Raw genomic sequence first — 19035 nt, 5'->3', positions numbered from 1 at the left:
GATGCGGCATTGACTCAACGCATGCTGCGCAACGTCCTGTAGAGTCGTTCCCGCTCGATGCCGCAGGAACGCCCCCATGCCAGACCACCTCCCGCCAACCTCCAGACTGTCCCTGTCACGCGGCACCATCGACGGCCTGCGCATTGCCCCGCGCTGGCCCGCGTCACAGGTCATCCTCGAGGCCGAGGTCCTGCAGTGCCTGCTTGATGCGCAGGCACTGCTGCCATCCACGCTGCGCCTGCTGGTCACCCGCGGCTTCGAATGCAGCCAGGGAAAGCTGGGAGGCTTCCGGCGTCTGGTACGGCGCCTCGGCATCGCCGTGTTCCGCTGCTGCTATCGGCATCGCCACGATGAGATCGACGCCATTTTCGGCGCCAACGGCCATGATCTGGACGGTCGCCATGTGGATGTCTCACTGGTCCTGCACGGCCGGCGCGTACGCCTGCTTCCGCTGGGCGTGTTCACTCCACTGCGCTGGCAGCAGCACCGCGTCAGCCGTCATGCAGACGCCGTTGCAGCGGCCAAGGATGCACTGCAGCGGTGCGGCTTCGATCTGCACCCCAACGCCACGGAAAGCCGGCAGATCCACTGCGACCATCGCGGCACCACGCTGGCGGAACCGTCGCGTTGATCGACGTTCCCCGCGCGTTGCAGGCAACCTGCACCGACCTCCAGCAACGGCTGGGCCGGATCGATAATCTGTCGGGCAATGGTGAACGCAGCCTCATCCTCGGGGGAGAGCTGCTGTGGTTCCCCTATCGCATCTACGCCGACGCCACGGACCTGTTCCGGCTCGCATCCCATCTGCAGGGCGATGCGCGCGCCCTCTGCCTCTGCCTGCTTTCGCGTCACTGTGACGGACATGTACGGCAATGCCTACTACCGCGCCCGCTACCCCAGCCTGCGCATGTTCCCCGCGCATCGCCTGCTGCTGCAGATGGAACGCGCCGCGCGCTCACCATAGCCCGCTCTACGCGTGCCAGCGCAGGCTCACGTGGCACTACCGCAGGACGGGCGCACACAAGAAAAGATGCAAATGATTCTTCTTTACTATAAAGTGACGCCGCTGCCCTTGCCGCCGCGGGCTGTTCCCTTCCCCAGCCTTCGCCCGCCCCGTGCCCATACCTGTCGAATCGACGGATGCCGCGCAGCTGTGCGCAGCCCACTACCGGCCGCTGCACGCCCACGTCCGTCGCAAACTCATCCAACACAGCTTTGCCTCAGGTGCTGATGCGGTCACTGGCCCTCTGCTCGCTGCCGACGTCGCCGAACCGTCCGGGGTAGTCAGCGATGAGTGAGCGTCGGCAGCACTGGCAAGCGGTGACGATCAGCATCGGGCTGCACCTGCTGCCGTTGCTGCTGTTCGTCCATTGGGTGTCCACCCCGCCGCTGCTGCCGCCGCCGGAACAGGACGTGCGCATCAGCCTGCACCTGCTGGCACCGGCCACGCCACCGCAGCCGGTGGAAGAACTGCAGTCCGAGCGCCCCAGCCAAGCGCAGCAATCACGGGCGGCCGAAACGCGGAAAGCCCCCCCGCCACCGCGCGCCACGGCGGCACCCGAAGGCAACCTCGCCGCCAGCCAGAAGAATGGCGACGGCCACCAGCCCTTGCCTGTGGCCCCGCCTGCGGCCGCGACCGATGCCCGTTCCGCACCGGCATCGATCACGGCCGCACCGCCCACCCCGGACGCACCACCGGCGGACTTCCAGGCCGGCGCCGCCAGCGACCAGTGGGAAGCCCGCCTGATGGCGCGGCTGGAGCGTTACCGCTACTACCCCGCCGTAGCGAGGTCGCGGCGCCAGCAGGGCACCGCATGGGTCAGGGCCAGCATCGACCGCGACGGCCAACTGCGGGCATTGCGCCTGGAACAGTCCAGTGGACAGCCGATGCTGGATGAAAGCGCGCTGCAGACATTCCGCCGCGCGCAGCCTCTGCCCCGGATTCCAGAAGAACTGCCAGCTCCGCAGGAACTGGTGGTGCCGGTGGAGTACTACCTGCGCTAAGCGCTGTAGGCCTCTGCCTCGATCTCGAACAGCATTCCGTCCAACGCCAGCCGCGGCACCGGAATCAACGTGCAGGTCGGCGCTGCGCGATTAGCCCAACGTCGCCGCACCTGGCGGGCGATGATGCCCAGGCGATCCTCGTCGTGGTCGACCACCAGGATCCGCAGTCGTGCAACATCGGCCAGATCCGCATGCGCCGACCGCAGCGCGGTCTGCAGATTGTCCAGTGCCTGCGACACCTGCTCCTCGAAGCTCGGCGACAGGCTTCCCTGGTCGTCCTCGCCTCCCTGTCCGGCGATATGGATCACACGCGCTGGCAGTCGCACCACCGCCACGTGCGAATATCCGTTGGCACTGGGATCGTGCAGGCCAGGCGGATCGAACAGATCCAGCAGGCCATGGCTGAAGTCCGGGGTGGTCAGCAGGTTCATACCGCATGCCTCGTGGGGAATGCGACGCAGTCTGCGACCTCAACTGCTGTTGAGGTCAAACCGCCTGCATGCAACAAAGCGGTCCACCACACGCAACGATCGGCAGGAACAACATCAGGTCCACGCCGGGTCCGCGGTGAAATCGATCGTCAGCCAGAACGTGCTGCTTCGCGCGTCCAACCGCACTGCAATCTCATCGCGCATCGCGTCCACCTCACCCACCGTGCCCAGCGGCGTCGACGGCGACGTCAGGATGTGGATCTCGATGAAGCGCATCCGCCCCATCTTCGCCACATGGCTGGTGAAGCCGGCATAGTCATGCTCGGCCGCGAACGCCTGCATCACCTGCTGCACGCGTTCGTCCAGATCATCGGGTGCCACCTGCAGCACTTCTCGCATGGCCTTCCACGCACTGCGCGCCGGCACCGGCAGCACCGCCAGGCTGATCAGCGCCAGTACGATCGAGTCCAGATAGGGCACCCAGTGGTGCCACTTACCGCCATGCAGCACCAGCGCCAACACGAAGGCCAGCACCACCGCCAGGCTCATCAATCCGCCCAGCATCCAGCCACGTACATCCAGCCACAGCAATGCCGACTGCAGCCTGCGGGCCCGCTGGGCCACGAACGCGGCCATGCCCAGGTTGCTGGCACTCAGCAGCGCCGCCCACCACAGCGCCGGCCCGAACTTCACTTCGTGCCCGCCGGTGGTCAATCCAATCACCGCGTTGGCCAGTGCGTAGACGCAGGCCAACGACAGGATCACTCCGCCCAGCGCCTCGACCATCGGCTCCAGGTGCCAATAACCGTACTGGAAGCGCGGGCTATGCTCCCGCGCCACCAGCCGCAGCACTGACAACGACACCAGGGTCAGGGCTACGTCGACCAGGCTGTAGATGCCGTCGAACAGGATGGCCTGCGATCCCACCAGCAGACCACCGATGAAGCCGACCGCGCTGACCGCCACGGTGACCCCGATCGAGAACTTCAGGATGCGTTGCTCGCGCGCGGTATCCATCGTTCGCCGAAGGGCCGACCGTACCGGCTCAGGCCTTCAGCACCTCCACCTTGTAGGACGGCACGTCGCCATCGCGCTCGATGATAAGGCCATGCACATCCGACTCGAAGCCCGGGAAGCGCGCATTCTGCTCGCGGGCAATGCGCAGCGACTGGATGATCGGTTCGTCGCGGTCGCCGAAGCGCTCGCCCGGCATGATTGTCGGGATGCCCGGCGGATACGGCACCAGCATCGTTGCAGCGATGCGGCCGCTGATCTGCTCGATGTCGACCCGCTCGATCTCGCCCTTCACCAGGTGGTTGTAGGCATCGGCCGGGGTCATGACCGGTGTCGGCAGGTCCACGTACATCTCACGCATCACCTTGGCCACCGCGAACTCCTGGTTGAACGCATGCAGTGCGTCGCACAGGTCACGCAGGCCCCAGCCGGCATAAGCATGGGGATAGTCGGCAGCCAGCGACGGCAGCGCCTGGGTCAGCGGCGCGTTGCGGTCGTACAGCTCCTTGAACGCCATCAGTTCGGTAACCAGCGTGCTCCACTTGCCCTTGGTGATGCCCATCGAGAACAGGAACAGCACCGAGTACAGGTTGGTCTTCTCCACGGTGATGCCGCGGCCCCACAGGAACTTGCTCAGCACCGCAGCCGGGATGCCCAGCTTGCCCATGCTGCCGTCCATCGACAGCCCCGGTGTCAACAGGGTCACCTTGATCGGATCGATCAGCACATAGTCATCGACCAGGTTCTCGAACCCGTGCCAATGCGCATCGGGCTGCAGGTACCACTCCTCGCGCTTGGCGACCAGCGGCGCCGGTGTATCGCCCTTGTCCAGGCTGCGCTCGACCTTTGTCGGTTGCCACACGCTGAACCACCAGTCATCGCGGCCCAGATCGTCGCGTACATGCAGCATCGCCCGGCGGAAGGCGATCGCCTCGTCATGCATTTCCTGCACCAGCGAACGCCCCGCATCCCCTTCCATCATCTTCGAGGCAACATCACACGCCGCGATCACGCCGTAATGCGGGCTGGTCGAGGTATGCATCATGAACGATTCGTTGAAGCGTTCGGCATCCAGGTCGCGGCTGGCCGAATTGCGCACGTGGATCATCGAGGCCTGCGAGAACGCGGCCAACAGCTTGTGCGTGGAATGAGTGGTGAAGATGATCGCGTCCTGCTCGCGCGGCTTGCCCTTGGCCATGCCGTAGTGGTTCTCGTAGAACGGATGGAACGCGGCATAGGCATACCAGGCCTCATCGAAATGCAGGAAGTCGACCGCGCTGCCGATCTCCTCGGCGATTTTCTCGGCGTTGTAGCACAGGCCGTCGTAGGTCGAGTTGGTCACCACCGCGATACGCGGCTTGGAACCGGCCTGGTAGGCCTGGCTGGCCAGCGGATTGGCCGCGATGCTCTGCTGCAGGGCTTCCGGGGTGAACTGGTCCAGGCTGATCGGGCCGATGATGCCGTGCGCATTGCGGCTGGGCGTGAAATACACCGGTACCGCGCCGGTCATGATCAGCGAATGCAGCAGCGACTTGTGGCAGTTGCGGTCGACGAACACCACGTCGCCGCGGGCCACGGTGCCGTGCCACACGATCTTGTTGGCCGTCGACGTACCGTTGGTGACGAAGAAGGTGTGGTCGGCGCCGAAGTTGCGCGCGGCCTCGTCCTCGGCCTCCTTGATCGGGCCGGTGTGGTCCAGCAGCGAGCCCAGCTCCGGCACCGAAATCGATAGATCGCTGCGCAGCGTGTTCTCGCCATAGAACTGGTGGAAGGCGCGCCCGACCGGTGACTTGGTGAAAGCCACGCCACCGGCATGGCCAGGCGTATGCCAAGAATAATTCGACTCGGCCGCGTGGTGGATCAGCGCCTTGAAGAATGGCGGCAGCAGGTTCTGCATGTAGTCTTCGGCCGCACGCATCACCTGGCGCGAGATGAAGCTCTTGGTGTCTTCGAACAGGAAGATGAAGCCGTGGATGTACTTGAGCAGCTTGCTCGGCACCTTCTCGATGGTACGGCGCTCGCCGTACAGGAACACCGGCAGGTTGGCCCGGCGCGCACTCTGCTCGCGCAGGAAGGCGGTCAGGCGCTGGAACTCGCCGTCGACCTCCTCGCTGCCGTCAATCGAGATCAGCACCGCCGAAGCGGCCACGTAGGTACGGGCGCCGGCGCGCGCGTCATCCAGGTTCAGACCGCACAGCACGCGCTGGTCATTGCTGCGCAGCTCTTCCACCAGCGCACGGATGAGGATACCGCCGATGCGCGGCGAGTCGTAGTCACCGTCAATGACGATGACCGGATAATCCAGGGACTTGAAATACACGTTGATTCTCCTTGTCTAACTCAGGAACGCTGGGCGCCGGCAGAGATCGCCGCCGCCTCGCGGGAACGCTGCCGCTGCTGGCGGCGCTCCTCGCTGAAGAAGGGATAGAACACAGTGATGAACAGCACGAACAGGAAGGCGTACTGCACGATCGTTCCCGACGAGCCGTAGATCGCCCACAAGCAGTACACGACCGTCAGGCTGGTCAGGGTCCAGAACGCACCGGTGTGCACCAGCGTGTGCGAACGCTCCACCACGAAATAGCAGGCCACGCACGAGTAGATGTACGGCAGCAGCGTCAACACCACCGCCGCCGAGGTGATCACGTCGAACTGGGCCGAAGCGGTCTTCGAGGTGGAGGTCACCAGCACCGCCAGGGTCATCAGCACGGCCACGATCAGCACGCCCTTGACCGGCACGTCGTCCTTGTTGGTCTTGCTGAAGATGCTCGGGAACAGGCCATCATCGGAGGCCGCCTTGGCGCTCTGCGCGGTCAGCAGGATCCAGCCGCCCAGCGAACCTGCGGCGCCGATGAAGGCGCACAGGCTGACCAGCGCACCACCCCAGCCCCCGACGGCCTTGGCCGCCGCCAGTGCAAACGGCGCGTCAGACACCTGCAGCTCGCCGTTGGGCACCATGCCCATGATCACCGACGAGCTGGCGATGTAGGCGATGGCGGCCAGGAACACACCGGCCAGGGTGGCGCGGGCCACGTTCTTCTCCGGGTTTTCAACCACGCCGGCCGTGACCGAGGCCGACTCGACGCCGATGAAGGCCCACAGGGTCAGTGCCGCCGCACTGGAGATCGCACCGAAGTTCGATTCGCCGGACACGTTGTACGCGCCCTTGAAGATGTCGGCATCGAAGAAGAACCAGCCGAAGATGGCGATGCCCAGGATCGGCACCAGCGCGAAGCTGGTGGTGACCGTCTGCACGCGGCTGACGAACGCCGGTCCGATCATGTTGGCAAAGCTCAACGCCCACACCAGGATCAGCACCGCGATGCAGCGCACCAGCGGTTCGGACAGGATCGGGAAGAAGTAGCTGAAGTAGCCCACCGCCGCGATGGGAATGGCAACGTTGCCGATCCAGTTGGCGAACCAGTAGATGGTGTTGGTCTGGAAGCCCATGTAGGGACCGAACCAATCGCGTGCATACGCATACGGGCCACCCGCTTTGGGCGCCAGCTTGCCGAGCTTGGCGAACACGAAGGCCAGCAGCAGCGCACCGGCCGTGGTGATCAGCCACCCCCATATCGAGGCGGTACCGATCTTGGCCAGGCTGGAGGGCAGCAGGAACACCCCTGAGCCCATCATGTTGCCGGCGACGAGGAAGGTGGCTCCGACCACCCCGATTTTCTTTGCTTCTGCCATGACAATCTCCTGTACCTGGCATGGGCCCGGTGAACCCGGGCGTGGGGAATGGCTACGCTGGCGTGCTGCCGCTGGCGCTTACTTGATGAAGTTGTATTGCAGGCTGCCCTGCACCCGGACCGTGTCGCCGCGTGCTCCGCTCTGCTGCTGCAGGCGGCCGTACAGCAGTTCCATGCCCATCGTCCACGACGGTGCCGGGCTCCAGATCAGGTTGAACACGCCGTAGCGGCTTTGCCGGAATGCATCGGTGGGCAGCGCCGCATTGCGTTCCAGGGTCAGCTGGCCGTAGATCAGGTTCGAGCGCCACAGATCCGACCAGTAATGGGTGTAACCGACGAAGCCACCGTGCAGGTCCAGCGCATCTATGCGTCCATCGGCACCTACCACCGCGTCAAGACCGGAACCGGTGAGATCGGCGGTATAGCGGCTCAGGCCGCGGCCGCCCAGCGCGCCGAACAGCAACAGATCGCGTTCCCCCACCGAGGCCGAGCCACTGAGCTGCGCGCCACCGGCAAAGACGCGGTCACGGCGGGCATCGCCGTCGTAGGCCAGACTGCGCGCCACGACGCCCAGTTGCAGGTGGCCCCAGTCACGCTCCATGCGCGCGATGGCACTCACATCCGGCAGTCGATTGACTGCCGCCATCGCATCGCTGGCGCCGGCCAGCTCGGTGTCCGGGTCTTCGGCGGCCAGCGTCAGGGTGTTGCCCTTGCCCAGTGCAAAGCTGTGATGGATGCCGGCCACCAGCAGGTAACCGGCGCCGCCGGGCCCAGCAAAATCCAGCGTGTCGGGCAAACTGTCCGGATCCATGAAGCTGGAATAGCCATAGCCTGCGTAGGTGTTGCCAAGCTGACCGTAGGCATGGCGCAGGCGGAACTGATAGCCATCGCTGCTGCCGAAGAAATCATTCTCCAGATAGAAGCGCAGGTTGCCGTGCGTGGTTGGACGCCGCGCCTCGAAGCTGAAACGCGTCTGCTTGGCGTGGATATTGAAGTTCGAGACGTCGCGATGGCTGCCGCCCACCGGCATCGACGAGGGAATGAACTGATCCTCGTCCCCGGCGCCGCGCGAATCCGCGATCGCATCGAGCTTGGCATAGCCACCGATGCGGATCACGGTGTCGGTGCCGGGAATGGCGAAGAAGCCTTTCAGGTCCGGATCGGTCGGGCCGGCGGCGCTGTCCGGGCGCGAGGCCGCCGTTGACGGATCGGCCACCGATTCACGCTGGGGCAGCACGGTCGGCGACACGCCGGGAACCTGGGTCGGGTGCAGGATGCCGCTGGCGGTTGACACCGTCGCGGTCGCCTGCGATTCAGTGGGCGTCGGCGTCGGCGTCGGCGTCGGCAGTACAACGGGAGCCGCAGCCGCGTGCTCTTCGCGTCGTTCAAGCTGGTCCAGACGCTGCTGCATGCCCTGCAGCGTCTGCCGCATCGCGTCGATCTCCCGACGCAATGCCTGCGCATCCTCCTGTGCGTGCAACGGCATCGCTGCCATCGCCGTCAGGCACCCCATACTCAGTACCGCCAAGCGCATTGCATCCTCCCCGGACTGGAACTTCCGCCGCGCGGCCGAGCAGCGCGCGTGCGCCGCCCCGACCTCAACGAGCCGTTGCTGGAAATGCGGGTACTGCGTCGACGACCGTCGCCAGCCTGCGCGATGCAGGCAACAGGGCGATGACATTGCCCCACCTGCCCGGACAGCGCCGGAGTCGCTTCCACTGCGGCAGCGCTGCCTAAGGGGTGGCGACCGCAGGGGTCTGGGTAACAAGCGCTGGGTGAGAGTGTCGTGAATGGCATTGCGCGCACGCCCTCTCGAGGGCATGACGTGTGCGGCATCCATAGCGCAGTGACGCTGTATTCCATGCGCCAAGGCTAGTTCGACTGTCGTTTTTGGCCTTGATTGGGATCAAAGCGAAATGCTTGATGTCAGTCACGATTCAGACGTGACATCTGTTCGTGACGTGCGCAGCCCTCTTCGCCGGGACTGTCGCAGAAAGCAACAGGCCCACATGTCGCCATGTGGGCCTGTCACTCGGTTCAGCAGCCCGGGGGCCTCAGCGCGGGCCGAGTACCGCCTGCAGATCATTGCCCTGCGGAAGGCCGGCACGTCGCTGCACCTGGCCCTGTGCATCCTGGAACAGGATGCCCGGCGTGCCCTGGAAGCCCATCTCCACCATCAGCACCTGGTTGGCATCCAGCTTGGCCGCGATCTCCCGGCTGATGCTGGGCAGCGGCTTGATGCCACCACGATCGAACTGATGCTCGTTCTCCAGCAGTGCGGCACTGGGATCGCGTGCGGCCATGATCGCCGCCGCCTTGGCCGGACTGTCCTCACGGATCACGCCGACCATGATGTGGCGCAACTGCACCTTTCCTGCGTCGACCCAGGGCCGTGCCGCCTCCCAGAATTTGTGGCAATAAGGACAGTTGGCATCACTGAAGGTGTACACCACGCGCGGCGCTTCGGCCTTGCCATCGCGTACCCAGGCACTGGTCTCCAGCTTGCTCCACATCTTGGCCGACATCGGCGCGGCAACCAGCTTCTCCAGCGTCTCGGCTGCAACTTCGTTGCCCTCGGCGTCGAACAGGCTGCCCACCAGCACATGCTTGCCATCGGCGGTCACGTAAGCCGCCGCCGGCTGCTGGCCGCCAACCATGCCGGCAAAGCCGCGCAGGCCGCCCGGCGCGTCGAACTCGGAGACCACCTCGAAGCCATGCTTCTCGATGCCCTTCAGGACAGCCGGCAACTCACCCTTCCTGGCGGCTGCCGTTGCCGAAGCCGTTGCCGGTGCAGCGGCACCCTTGCCCGGTGGGGTCTGTGCCTGGCTGCAGGCAGCCAGCGCCAGCATGGCCGGCAGCATCAGCGTATGCGCGATGCGCGGGGAAATCGACAACATGGAAACTCCGTAGTGGGATGCCAGCGCAGGCTACCGCAGCCGGCGCAGTTTGTGTTCAAGACCGGCCTGGGTCAGTTCGCCGAGATGAAGCTCCTGCAACTGCCCCTGCGCATCGAAGAACAACGTGGAAGGAAAAGCCCGGACGTCCAGCGTGGCCGACGCAGCCGACGCCTCATCCAGCAGGACGTTGCCCAGCGCGATGTGTTCAGCGGCAAGAAAGGTCTGGACCTCCGCCAGGGTCTCGCCCTGGTTGAGGAAGACGAACTGGATATCGGCATGTTTCTGCTGGGCCGTCGCCAGCACCGGCATCTCCCGGCGGCACGGGCCACACCAGCTGGCCCAAAGGTTCAGTACCAGAGGCTTGCCATGAAACTGCTGCAGGTCAATCGCCCTGCCCTGCAGGTCGACCACCTGCAGTGTGGGCAGTGGCATCTGCTTTGCCTGCCAGTACGCCAGCCCCTGGCTTGCCCCGCCCCACAACAACAGCCCAATCAGTGCAGCTGCCAGCACCGGCGTCATCAACGGGCGCTGCCTGCGCAACCGCCACAGCGCCCAGGCAAATCCAGCGCCAACGACGACGGGCAGGTGGTACCCGCCATCGGTAATCTGCAGCACGCTCCAGGGGACTTCGCGGTAGAGGCTGAAATGCGCTGCGACAAAGGACAGCCGGCCACAGAGCAGCCCCACCAGCAACATGTCCAGCACCATTCCAGCCGCGGGCGGCCGGGCTGGACCAGGCTTGCCACGCGACCAGATCCGCGCAATGGCCATTGCCAGCAGCAGGAAGATCAGGATCAACACCACCGGCATCGGCACCGGCCCAATACTCGACATCAATTCACCCGCACTCGCCTGCAGAGACCTGCATGGTCAAAGCGTCGTGCCCGCGATGCAAGCACGACGCATCCAACATCGTTCATCAAGCGGCGTTGCGTCCCAGTTGTGTGCCCGGTGAGGCGCTCAACCCACGCAGGCTGCCGGCCACGGCAGGCGTCAGCGGTCGATCGCGGCGCTTGCTGCTGACGTGGCGACGATAGTTGGCGGGTGTCATGCCGACGATGCGCAGGAACAGCCGGCGGAATGCGCTTTGATCCGCGTAACCCACACCCCAGGCAACCTCGTCGATGCTGGCGCCCTGTTGCAGCAAGGTCTGTGCTTTGGCCACGCGCAGTCGCTGGCAGTACTCGATGGGTCGCAGCCCGGTCGCCTTCAGGAAACGACGCTGCAGCGTCCGCGGCTCCAGTCCCGAGATTTCACAGATCGCACCCAGCGTGGCGCCACGTGCAGCCGTGGTATGCAGCCAGCGCTGTGCCTTCAGCACGTCGCGGTCACCATGAGCGAAATTGGCGCTGAAACGCTCCAGATCCTGCTGGATGCCCACTGGCACCACGATCCCCAACTGCTGTGCCACCGCGCTGGCCACGCCCTGGCCGTGGAGCCGGTAAAGCAGGCGCAAGCCAAGGAAGCGCCACGCCTGTGCGCCGCCCACGGTAAGCAGATCACCATCATCGACGAGCGCGCGTTCACTGGGCGCCCAGCTGCCGACCTGCACCTGCAGCGCCGGATGACGGTTGAGGTCAGGGCCGGATACCGTGCGCCCCGTCAGCAGACCGGCCCGCGCCAGCACACTGACCCCGTCGCCCGCGGCGGCCAGCAGGCTGCCACCGTCGTAATGGGCTCGCAACCAATCCAGCAGAACATCCTCGGCACGCACCGACGCGCTGGAACTGACCTGACCCGGCAAGGCGATCACCGCAGGAATTGCCGCATCCAGCATCTCCGCACCGGCAATGCGATGCACCCCGGTGTTGCTGGCGGGCACGATCCAGCGGGTAACCAGCACCCGTTTGCAGGGTCGGCGCTGCTGCTGCACCAGACGATTGGCGACGTGCGCCATTTCCGCAAGCACCGATGCGGCCGACGGGTCGCCTCCGGGGTATTCCACCACCGCAACCTCGACGAATCCTTCGTTCCTGATTCCCTCCACTCCCCACCTCCTCTTCCGGTTCAGGCCGTCGAGCGGCCGGTTCAGGCGAAGGGTAGGAACTGCCTTGCCCTGGGGGCTATGAAGAAAGTTGCAAAGTGTGCTGAATAGGCGACGCTGGCAAAGCCTTGACTCTTGACCAGAGTCCAGGGATGACTATGCACGGCAGGTCCAAAGGAGTCCGCCGTGAACATTGGTCAGTTGGCACGTCAGGCCGGCGTTCCCATCGATACCGTCCGCTATTACGAACGTCAGCAGCTTCTGCCTACCGCCGCGCGCTCGGCAGGCGGCTACCGAATCTTCGGCGAGCAGGACCTGCGACGCCTGCGCTTCATCCGTCGGGCAAAGGCATTGGGCTTCAGTCTCGATGAAATCGGTGAACTGCTTTCCCTCAGCGACCATCCCCCGCAGGACATGGGCAGCGTGCGTGACACTGCACGGATACGCCTGCAGGACATCGAACTGCGGATGGCAGAGCTGCAGCGCATGCATGGCGCGCTCTCCCAGCTGGTCGATGCCTGCCCCGGACATGGCGCGCTCGACCAGTGCCCGATCCTGGCAGCGCTGACCGGGGAAGACCGCTGAACCCTTCGCATCTGCATCGACACATGTACTGCCCGGCATGCAGAAAACGCAGCTGCGCCACCGCGCGCGCTACGTGAAGAAAAGTGCAACAAAGCGCTTGCCAACCCCCGGGGGCACAGCTATTATTTCGCTCCTCAGCGACGTGGGGCCATAGCTCAGCTGGGAGAGCGCCTGCATGGCATGCAGGAGGTCAGCGGTTCGATCCCGCTTGGCTCCACCATACTTTCGGCATTAGGCCGTCGAAAGGTCGCAAAGAACATTGATGAGATCTGCGTCCCCATCGTCTAGAGGCCTAGGACATCACCCTTTCACGGTGGCGACCGGGGTTCGAATCCCCGTGGGGACGCCACTCATCATGAACAACGAGGACCCGGCCGATAACCGGGTCTTTTTTGTTCACCGCCCACCGGCATTCAGGTTGTGGCGTCGGAACGCTCCCTGCCCTTGTGGCAATGAACGATTCGACGAAAAAGCTTCAAAAAAAGCTTCCACAAATGTGAACAGGCAGGTATGATAGGCGGCTCGGTAACACGGGGCCATAGCTCAGCTGGGAGAGCGCCTGCATGGCATGCAGGAGGTCAGCGGTTCGATCCCGCTTGGCTCCACCACTTTCGACATTAGGCCGTCGAGAGTTCTACAACTTGAAGTTTTTCGTGCGTCCCCATCGTCTAGAGGCCTAGGACATCACCCTTTCACGGTGGCGACCGGGGTTCGAATCCCCGTGGGGACGCCAGTTTCAAAGAGGACCCTGCTCCCAGCAGGAATCCGAAGTTTCATGGGGCCATAGCTCAGCTGGGAGAGCGCCTGCATGGCATGCAGGAGGTCAGCGGTTCGATCCCGCTTGGCTCCACCACTTTCGGCATTAGGCCGTCGAAAGTTCTACAACTTGAAGTTTTTCGTGCGTCCCCATCGTCTAGAGGCCTAGGACATCACCCTTTCACGGTGGCGACCGGGGTTCGAATCCCCGTGGGGACGCCAATCTTTGAAACCCCGGCTTCGGCCGGGGTTTTTCTTTGCCTGCGATTCCGCGGTGACCGCACCTCAGAACCGGCGATACATGCCGATCGAGGCTGGCGCGGTCGGCGCAAAGCCAAACTGCGCATACAGCCGATGCGCTTCGCCATCGGCCAACAGACTCACGTACGCCGACGGCGGCAGGTTGCCCTGCATCCAGTCGCTCAGACGCTGCATCACCGCCTTGCCCAGACCCTGCCCCTGCAGACGCGGCAGCACGGCGATATCGCAGACCTGCAGATGGCAACCGCCATCGCCGATGATCCGGCCCATCGCTACCAGCTCGCTGCCCTGGTAGGCACAGACGCCGAAAACGGTGTTGGGCAATGCCCGCGTCGCCGCCTCGTGGGTCTTTGCGCTGAGACCAGCCAATGCGCGCAGCTGGCAGTAGTCTTCGACCGTCGGCACCGCTTCGCGGAACTGGATCGTCTCTGGATCATTCATGCAACGTCTCCTGGAAGGTCGGGCTATCCTGCCGCATCCTCGTCGCAGCCGCTGCGACCCATCTTCCAGCAGAGTCCCATGTGCTATTCCGCCCTGATCCGCGCCGACTACGCCAAGCTCGTGCGCGAGTTCGGCGCCGTCCTCTCCCTGGAGGAGTTCGCCGAACTCTATGCGCATGATCCCGGCAAGAAACGACCGAAAACGCCGAAAGCGATGGACGACGGATTTGCCGGTGCGCGCACCGAACTGGGCCGCGACATCGTGGCGAAGATCCAGCAATGGCATGCACAGGAGCGGCAGCAGCTGCAGGCCGAGCTGGAGCGGCAGCTTGAGCGTCGCGACATCGCCAATGCGACCCTGGCCACCCGACCCACGCAGAAGGCGCGCAATGACCTGCGCGTTGCCGGTAACCGCATCGACCGCGCGCAGGCACGGCTGGACGACCTGCATCGGGAACAGCTGCTGCCACGCGACAACCGTATTTTTCCCGGCACCTACGCGCCGGTGATGGTCAGCGAAAAGGGCCGGCGCGTGATCAAGCCGATGCGCTATCAATGCCGGCTGCCGGACAAGCCCGCGCGCAACGATGTGCTCTACCCGGGCACCTACAATGCGCGGCGGGACAGCCTGGAAGGCTATTGGCGCGGGGCCTTCGGGCTGCGCCATGGCGTGGTGGTGGTTCAGGCCTTCTACGAACACGTGCCTCGCCACGCCATTGCCGGCCGCACCTTGCACAACGACGAGAAGGAACAGGACGTGGTGCTGGAGTTCCGCCCTGATCCGCCGCGCGACTTGTTGCTGGCCTGCCTGTGGGCGGAATGGGACGGTCCGGAAGGACGCCTGCTGTCGTTCGCCACCATCACCGATGGACCGTCAATCGATGTCGCCGCTGCCGGCCATGACCGGGGAGTACTGCCGATCCGCACCGAGCATCTGGACGCATGGCTCAACCCGGACCCGGACAACCTGGCGGCGCAGTACGCCATCCTCGACGACCGCGAGGAGATCCGTTATGTCTACGAAGAAGCCGCCTGAGCGGTCGGATCAGGCGTTGGCGCTGGAACGCCCCACTGCGCGAACCAAGGCCTTGGACAGTTCCGCCGACAGATAGGGCTTGATCAACAGCACACCCGATCGCATCGCGACCGGCAGTTGTTCGGCGGTCATGCCGGTGGCGAGCACGAACGGCACCCCGCGCGCGGCCAGCGCCGCAGCGACCGGTTCACTGGTCTCGTTGTGGGCCAACCGGTAATCCAGCAGGGCCACGTCAGGGCTGGCCTCTTCCAGCAGGCGCAGGGCCTCGGCAACGGACGCGGCAAGACCAACGACCAGAGCACCGGAATGCACCAGCTGCATCTGCAGCAGCGCCGCACTCATCTCGTCGTTCTCCACTACCAGCACCCGCAGGTCCTGCAACGCTGACATAGGCTATCGCTCCGTGCCTGTTAAGCCTTGCCAGTATAGCCAGCAGTCGGCCGATACCGACAATTTGAAGCCATTTCGGCCCCGTTCGCCCGCACCTCTATGAACGCCCGCCGGGCTCGGGTACACTAGCCCGCTGCTGCCGGTGTGGCGGAATGGTATACGCAGCTGACTCAAAATCAGCCGGGGGTGACCCCATGAAGGTTCGAGTCCTTTCACCGGCACCAAAGACCCTTGCGTGATAAGGGCTCGCAAGGAAATGGCGTAATGAAGTCGTGAATCGTCCGACTCCACTCATTTTTCCTCTATCTGCTTGATCCTCTCCACCTCTCTTGCCGCACGGTTGCCTCCGAGGTAAAAGGGGCATTCACAATGGAGTAGGGGGAGCTATGGAAGTCAATCCACCGTGGAAATGCGATCAGTGTGGCGAACCAATCCTCAGCGTTGAGGATGGCTGGGTGGAGTGGCTGAGCGGGGTTTCAGCAGAACCCATCGAAGGCAGCTTGCACCAGCTGCGCCTTGTCCACACTCGACATTCTTCGCCGCGAGCGGGCCGAAGGAATGCCTGCTATCACGATGAGGCCCACTGGCATGCCCTTAAGGGCTGGACAGTTTCGGACCTCCCGCTCTCGATGTTCGTCGGCCCTGACGGTCTTACGCGGCTACTTGAGTTCCTCTCTGATAAGCGCTTCGAAGAGCCAGAAGAAGTTCTGGACCTGATCAAGCGGCTGTACATTCCGCAGTACGAGGCAACCCGGCTCTCGCTGGAAGCCGCTATTGCCAACGGTGTGTTCGAGCTGCGGTGTAAGCCAAAGTACCAAGATCAGGACGAATTGCGCGCTGTCCAGGCATGGCTCACTGAGCAAGAGCAGTAAACCCTTTTCTCAGCCCGCACTCTATCCGCCCGCACCAATTGGTGCGGCGGATAGGGTGAAGCAGGAAAGGCCTAAACACCCCGCCGCATCTGCTGCAGCCCTGCCCTCACCCGCGCCTTCTGCGGATCCTTCGCTCTGGGCTTGGTCCCCGCCGGGGGTTTGGGCGGCTCGAGCGCTTCCTTGACCCGTTCGAGCTCCGTCGTCCCGGCCTCAGCCAAGCGCCGGGCTTGTTGCAGCTGCTCCGGGGTGGGCGGCAATCCGGGAATCGGCGGAGGCAGTTCGGTGGACGCGACGTCCCCCCGGCTTGAGTAGTGGGCGGGTTTAGAGTCCGGTGCTGATGTTATCTTTCTTCGTCGCCAACTGCGCGGCGTACTGGGCGGGCGTTAGTCCGCCAAGCGCTCTTTTGGGCCTTTCTTCGTTGTAGTCGCGCCGCCAGCTTTCGATGCTGGTACGGGCATGAAGCAATGTCGGGAACCAGTGCTCGTTGAGGCATTCATCGCGTAAACGCCCGTTGAAAGACTCGACGTAAGCATTCTGGTTCGGCTTGCCCGGTTCGATCAGACGCAGGGCAACTTCCTTTTCGTGAGCCCAGGCCACCATCGCCTTACCGCAAAACTCCTTGCCGTTGTCTGTCCTGATCACTCGTGGCAAGCCGCGCTGCATGGCCCGCCTGTCCAGCACCCTGGACACGCCTTGCCCGGAAATTGCCCGCTCCACTTCGATGGCCACAGCCTCGTGGGTGGCGTCGTCGACGATGGTCAGGCACTTGATCACCCGGCCTTCCGCGGTGCGGTCGAACACGAAGTCCATCGACCACACCTCATTGGCAGCGGACGGCCGCAGGAGGGGCTGGCGCTCGCCTATCGGCACCTTCTTACGCTTTCTGCGACGCACCTGCAGGCCCGCTTCCTGATACAGGCGCTCCACTCGCTTGTAGTTCACGACAAGCCCTTCCTGCCGCAGTTTCAAATGGATCATGCCCACCCCGTAGCGTCTGTGCCGATGCGCCAGCGCAGCGATCTGCTCGCGCAGCTCAACGTTGCGGTCGGCCCGAGGCTCATAGCGCAGCGCGCTAGCGCTCATCCGCACCACCGTCAGCGCTCGCCGCTCGCTCAATCCCTTCTCGACCATGCTCCGCACCAGCAGCCTGCGCGCCGGTGCGGTCACCACTTTTTTCGCAACGCATCCTTGATGACGTCGTTCTCGAAGACCTGTTCTGCCAGTAGCTTCTTCAGGCGTGTGTTCTCCGCCTCCAGGTCCTTGAGCCGCTTGGCGTCGGGCACGCTCATGCCGCCGAACTTGCTGCGCCACAGGTAGTACGAGGCCTCGCTAAAGCCATGCTGGCGGCAGAGGTCCTTGATGGGCATGCCGGCCTCAGCTTCGCGTAGGAAGCCGATGATCTGCTCTTCGGAAAAGCGCTTCTTCACGTCCAATCTCCTTCTCATTGAGGATTGGACTCCAAACCGCTTCGCTACTCAATCTCGGGGGGACGTCGGTGGGCGTAGAGGGCGGCGAACTCCTGCAGAGACAGCGTGGCGCCGGTCATGCGAACCAGCTTCTGGTAGGCGGCTTCGATTTGGGCGGAATAGCACATGGCCGCAATCTGGCCGCAGGCCGCGTTGTGGGAGTGTGAACAGCTCAGTGCGCTGGAATGACCCGGTGTCGCTACGAATTCACCACTTAGACCAACGGTACCAACCTAAAGAAGCAGGCATCACTGCCGATAGCCGCTACTCAGGAAGGGCAAAGCGAGCCGAGTAAGAATGGACGTCAAATTGGACAAAGACCGGACTGGCAGTCGGCTACTGCGCTCCCTGATAGCGTCGAGGAATGCAAACAAGATCGCTATTGACTGGAAAGAATTCTGGCAATCCGCGCTCAAATTCAATATTACCTCTGCACTTACCGTCGTCGGCATTGGCATCGGCGCACTGCTGCTTCTGTTTATCCACAAAACAGCCCAAGGAGACGTTTCGGAGGTTGCATGCCAAGCACTTTCGGGCATCGCCTCGTTGCCGCTCATGGCGGTGTCACAACTACTGCTAGTTCAAGCAGGCCTACTCGTTCTACTGTGTCTCATCTGGCTTCCCAGGACCGGAAAGCAAGGTTTACTCAGAGAGATTCTAACGAGCTCATACAAGGGCATGGCCGAGTTCAGCGTCCAGCTACCCCTCGCGGTGGGCGGGGTGGGCTTAGCAACTGCAATCCACTTCAAGGCAAACCCATCCGTCCTGTGGATGCTGCCCCTGTGCCTGACTCTATCGTCCATCCAAAAACTTACATTCAGCATTATTTTCTATGGCGGTAAGGCTGAACAGACAATTGGCTGGAGGTGGGCCGCGTTCGTGATCGCCTCAGTCGCCTTGGCGACGTTCGCCTACCTGACCATGCACCTGAACTGGCGTCCTTTTTTGTACACGCCACCGATCTGTTAATGAGCCGAAATCGATAGTCGTTCGCTTCAGACGCTGATCTCCAAGAGTGGGAGGTTTGGTGCCGCCTCGACCAACCGGCCTCCACGCACCCAAGCGTTATAGGGGATCGTCAACTGCAATTGCCCGAATGCCCTCATCTGCACGCCGTCATACGTGGTGAGGGTGCTGGTTCCATCGGTATTGTGTGCAGTCACGGTAGCCAGCAGCCTTGGGCTGCCGCCGACCAGGTCGCCGAATT

General features: G+C 63.7%; 17 protein-coding genes and 7 tRNA genes. 13 read left to right on the top strand and 11 right to left on the bottom strand.

Going from position 1 to position 19035, the window contains the following annotated elements; all coding sequences use genetic code 11:
- The first annotated feature begins 76 nt into the window (after positions 1 to 76).
- Both AB4Y98_RS14000 and AB4Y98_RS13995 read left to right on the top strand, forming a co-directional pair.
- On the top strand, positions 77 to 631 hold the full coding sequence (locus AB4Y98_RS14000) for a hypothetical protein (protein WP_442244552.1): 555 nt from the start codon (positions 77 to 79) through the stop codon (positions 629 to 631).
- A 659-nt stretch (positions 632 to 1290) separates the two neighbouring features.
- Positions 1291 to 2004, top strand: coding sequence for an energy transducer TonB family protein (locus AB4Y98_RS13995; protein ID WP_442244551.1), 714 nt, complete (start codon positions 1291 to 1293; stop codon positions 2002 to 2004).
- Here AB4Y98_RS13995 and AB4Y98_RS13990 read toward each other — a convergent pair.
- The 8 genes from AB4Y98_RS13990 to AB4Y98_RS13955 all read right to left on the bottom strand — a co-directional run bounded on the left by AB4Y98_RS13990 (position 2001) and on the right by AB4Y98_RS13955 (position 12025).
- The gene (locus AB4Y98_RS13990) at positions 2001 to 2435 is read right to left on the bottom strand and encodes a RidA family protein (RefSeq protein WP_025879232.1); all 435 of its coding nucleotides are present in this window, start codon (positions 2433 to 2435) and stop codon (positions 2001 to 2003) included. The genes AB4Y98_RS13995 and AB4Y98_RS13990 overlap by 4 nt on opposite strands.
- 114 nt (positions 2436 to 2549) lie before the next feature.
- Positions 2550 to 3452: a cation diffusion facilitator family transporter gene (locus AB4Y98_RS13985; RefSeq protein WP_442244550.1), complete on the bottom strand. Its 903-nt coding sequence runs from the start codon at positions 3450 to 3452 to the stop codon at positions 2550 to 2552.
- Between the two features lie 28 nt (positions 3453 to 3480).
- The gene (locus AB4Y98_RS13980) at positions 3481 to 5769 is read right to left on the bottom strand and encodes an Orn/Lys/Arg decarboxylase N-terminal domain-containing protein (protein ID WP_025879234.1); all 2289 of its coding nucleotides are present in this window, start codon (positions 5767 to 5769) and stop codon (positions 3481 to 3483) included.
- A gap of 20 nt (positions 5770 to 5789) precedes the next feature.
- Positions 5790 to 7142, bottom strand: coding sequence for an arginine/agmatine antiporter (adiC, locus tag AB4Y98_RS13975; protein ID WP_223495435.1), 1353 nt, complete (start codon positions 7140 to 7142; stop codon positions 5790 to 5792).
- Between the two features lie 78 nt (positions 7143 to 7220).
- Positions 7221 to 8675: a DcaP family trimeric outer membrane transporter gene (locus AB4Y98_RS13970; protein WP_442244549.1), complete on the bottom strand. Its 1455-nt coding sequence runs from the start codon at positions 8673 to 8675 to the stop codon at positions 7221 to 7223.
- Between the two features lie 520 nt (positions 8676 to 9195).
- Positions 9196 to 10038 (bottom strand): thiol:disulfide interchange protein DsbG, encoded by an 843-nt coding sequence (dsbG, locus tag AB4Y98_RS13965; protein WP_394197238.1) that lies wholly within the window; start codon positions 10036 to 10038, stop codon positions 9196 to 9198.
- A 30-nt stretch (positions 10039 to 10068) separates the two neighbouring features.
- Entirely contained in the window at positions 10069 to 10872 is an 804-nt protein-coding gene (locus tag AB4Y98_RS13960; protein ID WP_442244548.1) for a redoxin family protein, read from the bottom strand.
- Between the two features lie 85 nt (positions 10873 to 10957).
- Positions 10958 to 12025 carry a GlxA family transcriptional regulator gene (locus tag AB4Y98_RS13955; protein WP_353098342.1) on the bottom strand — a complete coding sequence of 356 codons (1068 nt, stop codon included), beginning with the start codon at positions 12023 to 12025 and terminating at the stop codon, positions 10958 to 10960.
- Positions 12026 to 12208: 183 nt separating this feature from the next.
- On the opposite strand from AB4Y98_RS13955, the gene AB4Y98_RS13950 reads away from it, so the two are divergent.
- The 7 genes from AB4Y98_RS13950 to AB4Y98_RS13920 all read left to right on the top strand — a co-directional run bounded on the left by AB4Y98_RS13950 (position 12209) and on the right by AB4Y98_RS13920 (position 13585).
- On the top strand, positions 12209 to 12607 hold the full coding sequence (locus AB4Y98_RS13950; RefSeq protein ID WP_089235984.1) for a MerR family transcriptional regulator: 399 nt from the start codon (positions 12209 to 12211) through the stop codon (positions 12605 to 12607).
- Between the two features lie 144 nt (positions 12608 to 12751).
- Positions 12752 to 12827 (top strand) — tRNA-Ala (locus AB4Y98_RS13945).
- Positions 12828 to 12880: 53 nt separating this feature from the next.
- Positions 12881 to 12956, top strand: a tRNA-Glu gene (locus tag AB4Y98_RS13940).
- A 183-nt stretch (positions 12957 to 13139) separates the two neighbouring features.
- Positions 13140 to 13215: transfer RNA gene (locus AB4Y98_RS13935), tRNA-Ala, on the top strand.
- 49 nt (positions 13216 to 13264) lie between these two features.
- Positions 13265 to 13340, top strand: a tRNA-Glu gene (locus AB4Y98_RS13930).
- A 44-nt stretch (positions 13341 to 13384) separates the two neighbouring features.
- A tRNA-Ala gene (locus tag AB4Y98_RS13925) sits at positions 13385 to 13460 on the top strand.
- Positions 13461 to 13509: 49 nt separating this feature from the next.
- Positions 13510 to 13585: transfer RNA gene (locus AB4Y98_RS13920), tRNA-Glu, on the top strand.
- A gap of 63 nt (positions 13586 to 13648) precedes the next feature.
- Here the strand turns inward: AB4Y98_RS13920 and AB4Y98_RS13915 are convergent.
- A complete protein-coding gene (locus AB4Y98_RS13915; protein WP_230110411.1) occupies positions 13649 to 14065 on the bottom strand; it encodes a GNAT family N-acetyltransferase in 417 nt (138 codons plus the stop codon).
- A 78-nt stretch (positions 14066 to 14143) separates the two neighbouring features.
- Here AB4Y98_RS13915 and AB4Y98_RS13910 point away from each other — a divergent pair, with 78 nt between their 5' ends.
- Positions 14144 to 15100, top strand: a complete 957-nt coding sequence (locus AB4Y98_RS13910) for an SOS response-associated peptidase family protein (RefSeq protein WP_442244547.1) — start codon at positions 14144 to 14146, stop codon at positions 15098 to 15100.
- 9 nt (positions 15101 to 15109) lie between these two features.
- Here the strand turns inward: AB4Y98_RS13910 and AB4Y98_RS13905 are convergent, their stop codons facing one another.
- Entirely contained in the window at positions 15110 to 15490 is a 381-nt protein-coding gene (locus AB4Y98_RS13905) for a response regulator (protein ID WP_025879243.1), read from the bottom strand.
- A 138-nt stretch (positions 15491 to 15628) separates the two neighbouring features.
- Between AB4Y98_RS13905 and AB4Y98_RS13900 the strand changes: the two genes are divergently transcribed.
- Positions 15629 to 15714, top strand: a tRNA-Leu gene (locus AB4Y98_RS13900).
- Positions 15715 to 15876: 162 nt separating this feature from the next.
- A complete protein-coding gene (locus AB4Y98_RS13895) occupies positions 15877 to 16362 on the top strand; it encodes a hypothetical protein (RefSeq protein WP_442244546.1) in 486 nt (161 codons plus the stop codon).
- Positions 16363 to 16683: 321 nt separating this feature from the next.
- On the opposite strand, the gene AB4Y98_RS13890 is transcribed toward AB4Y98_RS13895, so the two are convergent.
- Positions 16684 to 17807, bottom strand: a protein-coding gene (locus AB4Y98_RS13890; RefSeq protein ID WP_442244545.1) for an IS3 family transposase whose coding sequence is annotated in 2 segments (ribosomal slippage) — positions 16684 to 17531 and positions 17531 to 17807 — 1125 coding nt in all. Because the reading frame shifts where the segments join, the coding sequence is not laid out codon by codon here.
- Between the two features lie 318 nt (positions 17808 to 18125).
- Between AB4Y98_RS13890 and AB4Y98_RS13885 the strand changes: the two genes are divergently transcribed.
- Positions 18126 to 18797 carry a hypothetical protein gene (locus AB4Y98_RS13885; RefSeq protein WP_442244544.1) on the top strand — a complete coding sequence of 224 codons (672 nt, stop codon included), beginning with the start codon at positions 18126 to 18128 and terminating at the stop codon, positions 18795 to 18797.
- Positions 18798 to 19035: the final 238 nt, after the last annotated feature.

The sequence above is a fragment of the Stenotrophomonas sp. 2YAF26 genome (assembly GCF_052114625.1).
Lineage (GTDB): Bacteria > Pseudomonadota > Gammaproteobacteria > Xanthomonadales > Xanthomonadaceae > Stenotrophomonas > Stenotrophomonas indicatrix.
The sequence above is the reverse complement of the archived record's forward strand: the minus strand, read 5'-3'. Positions and strand labels throughout refer to the sequence as shown.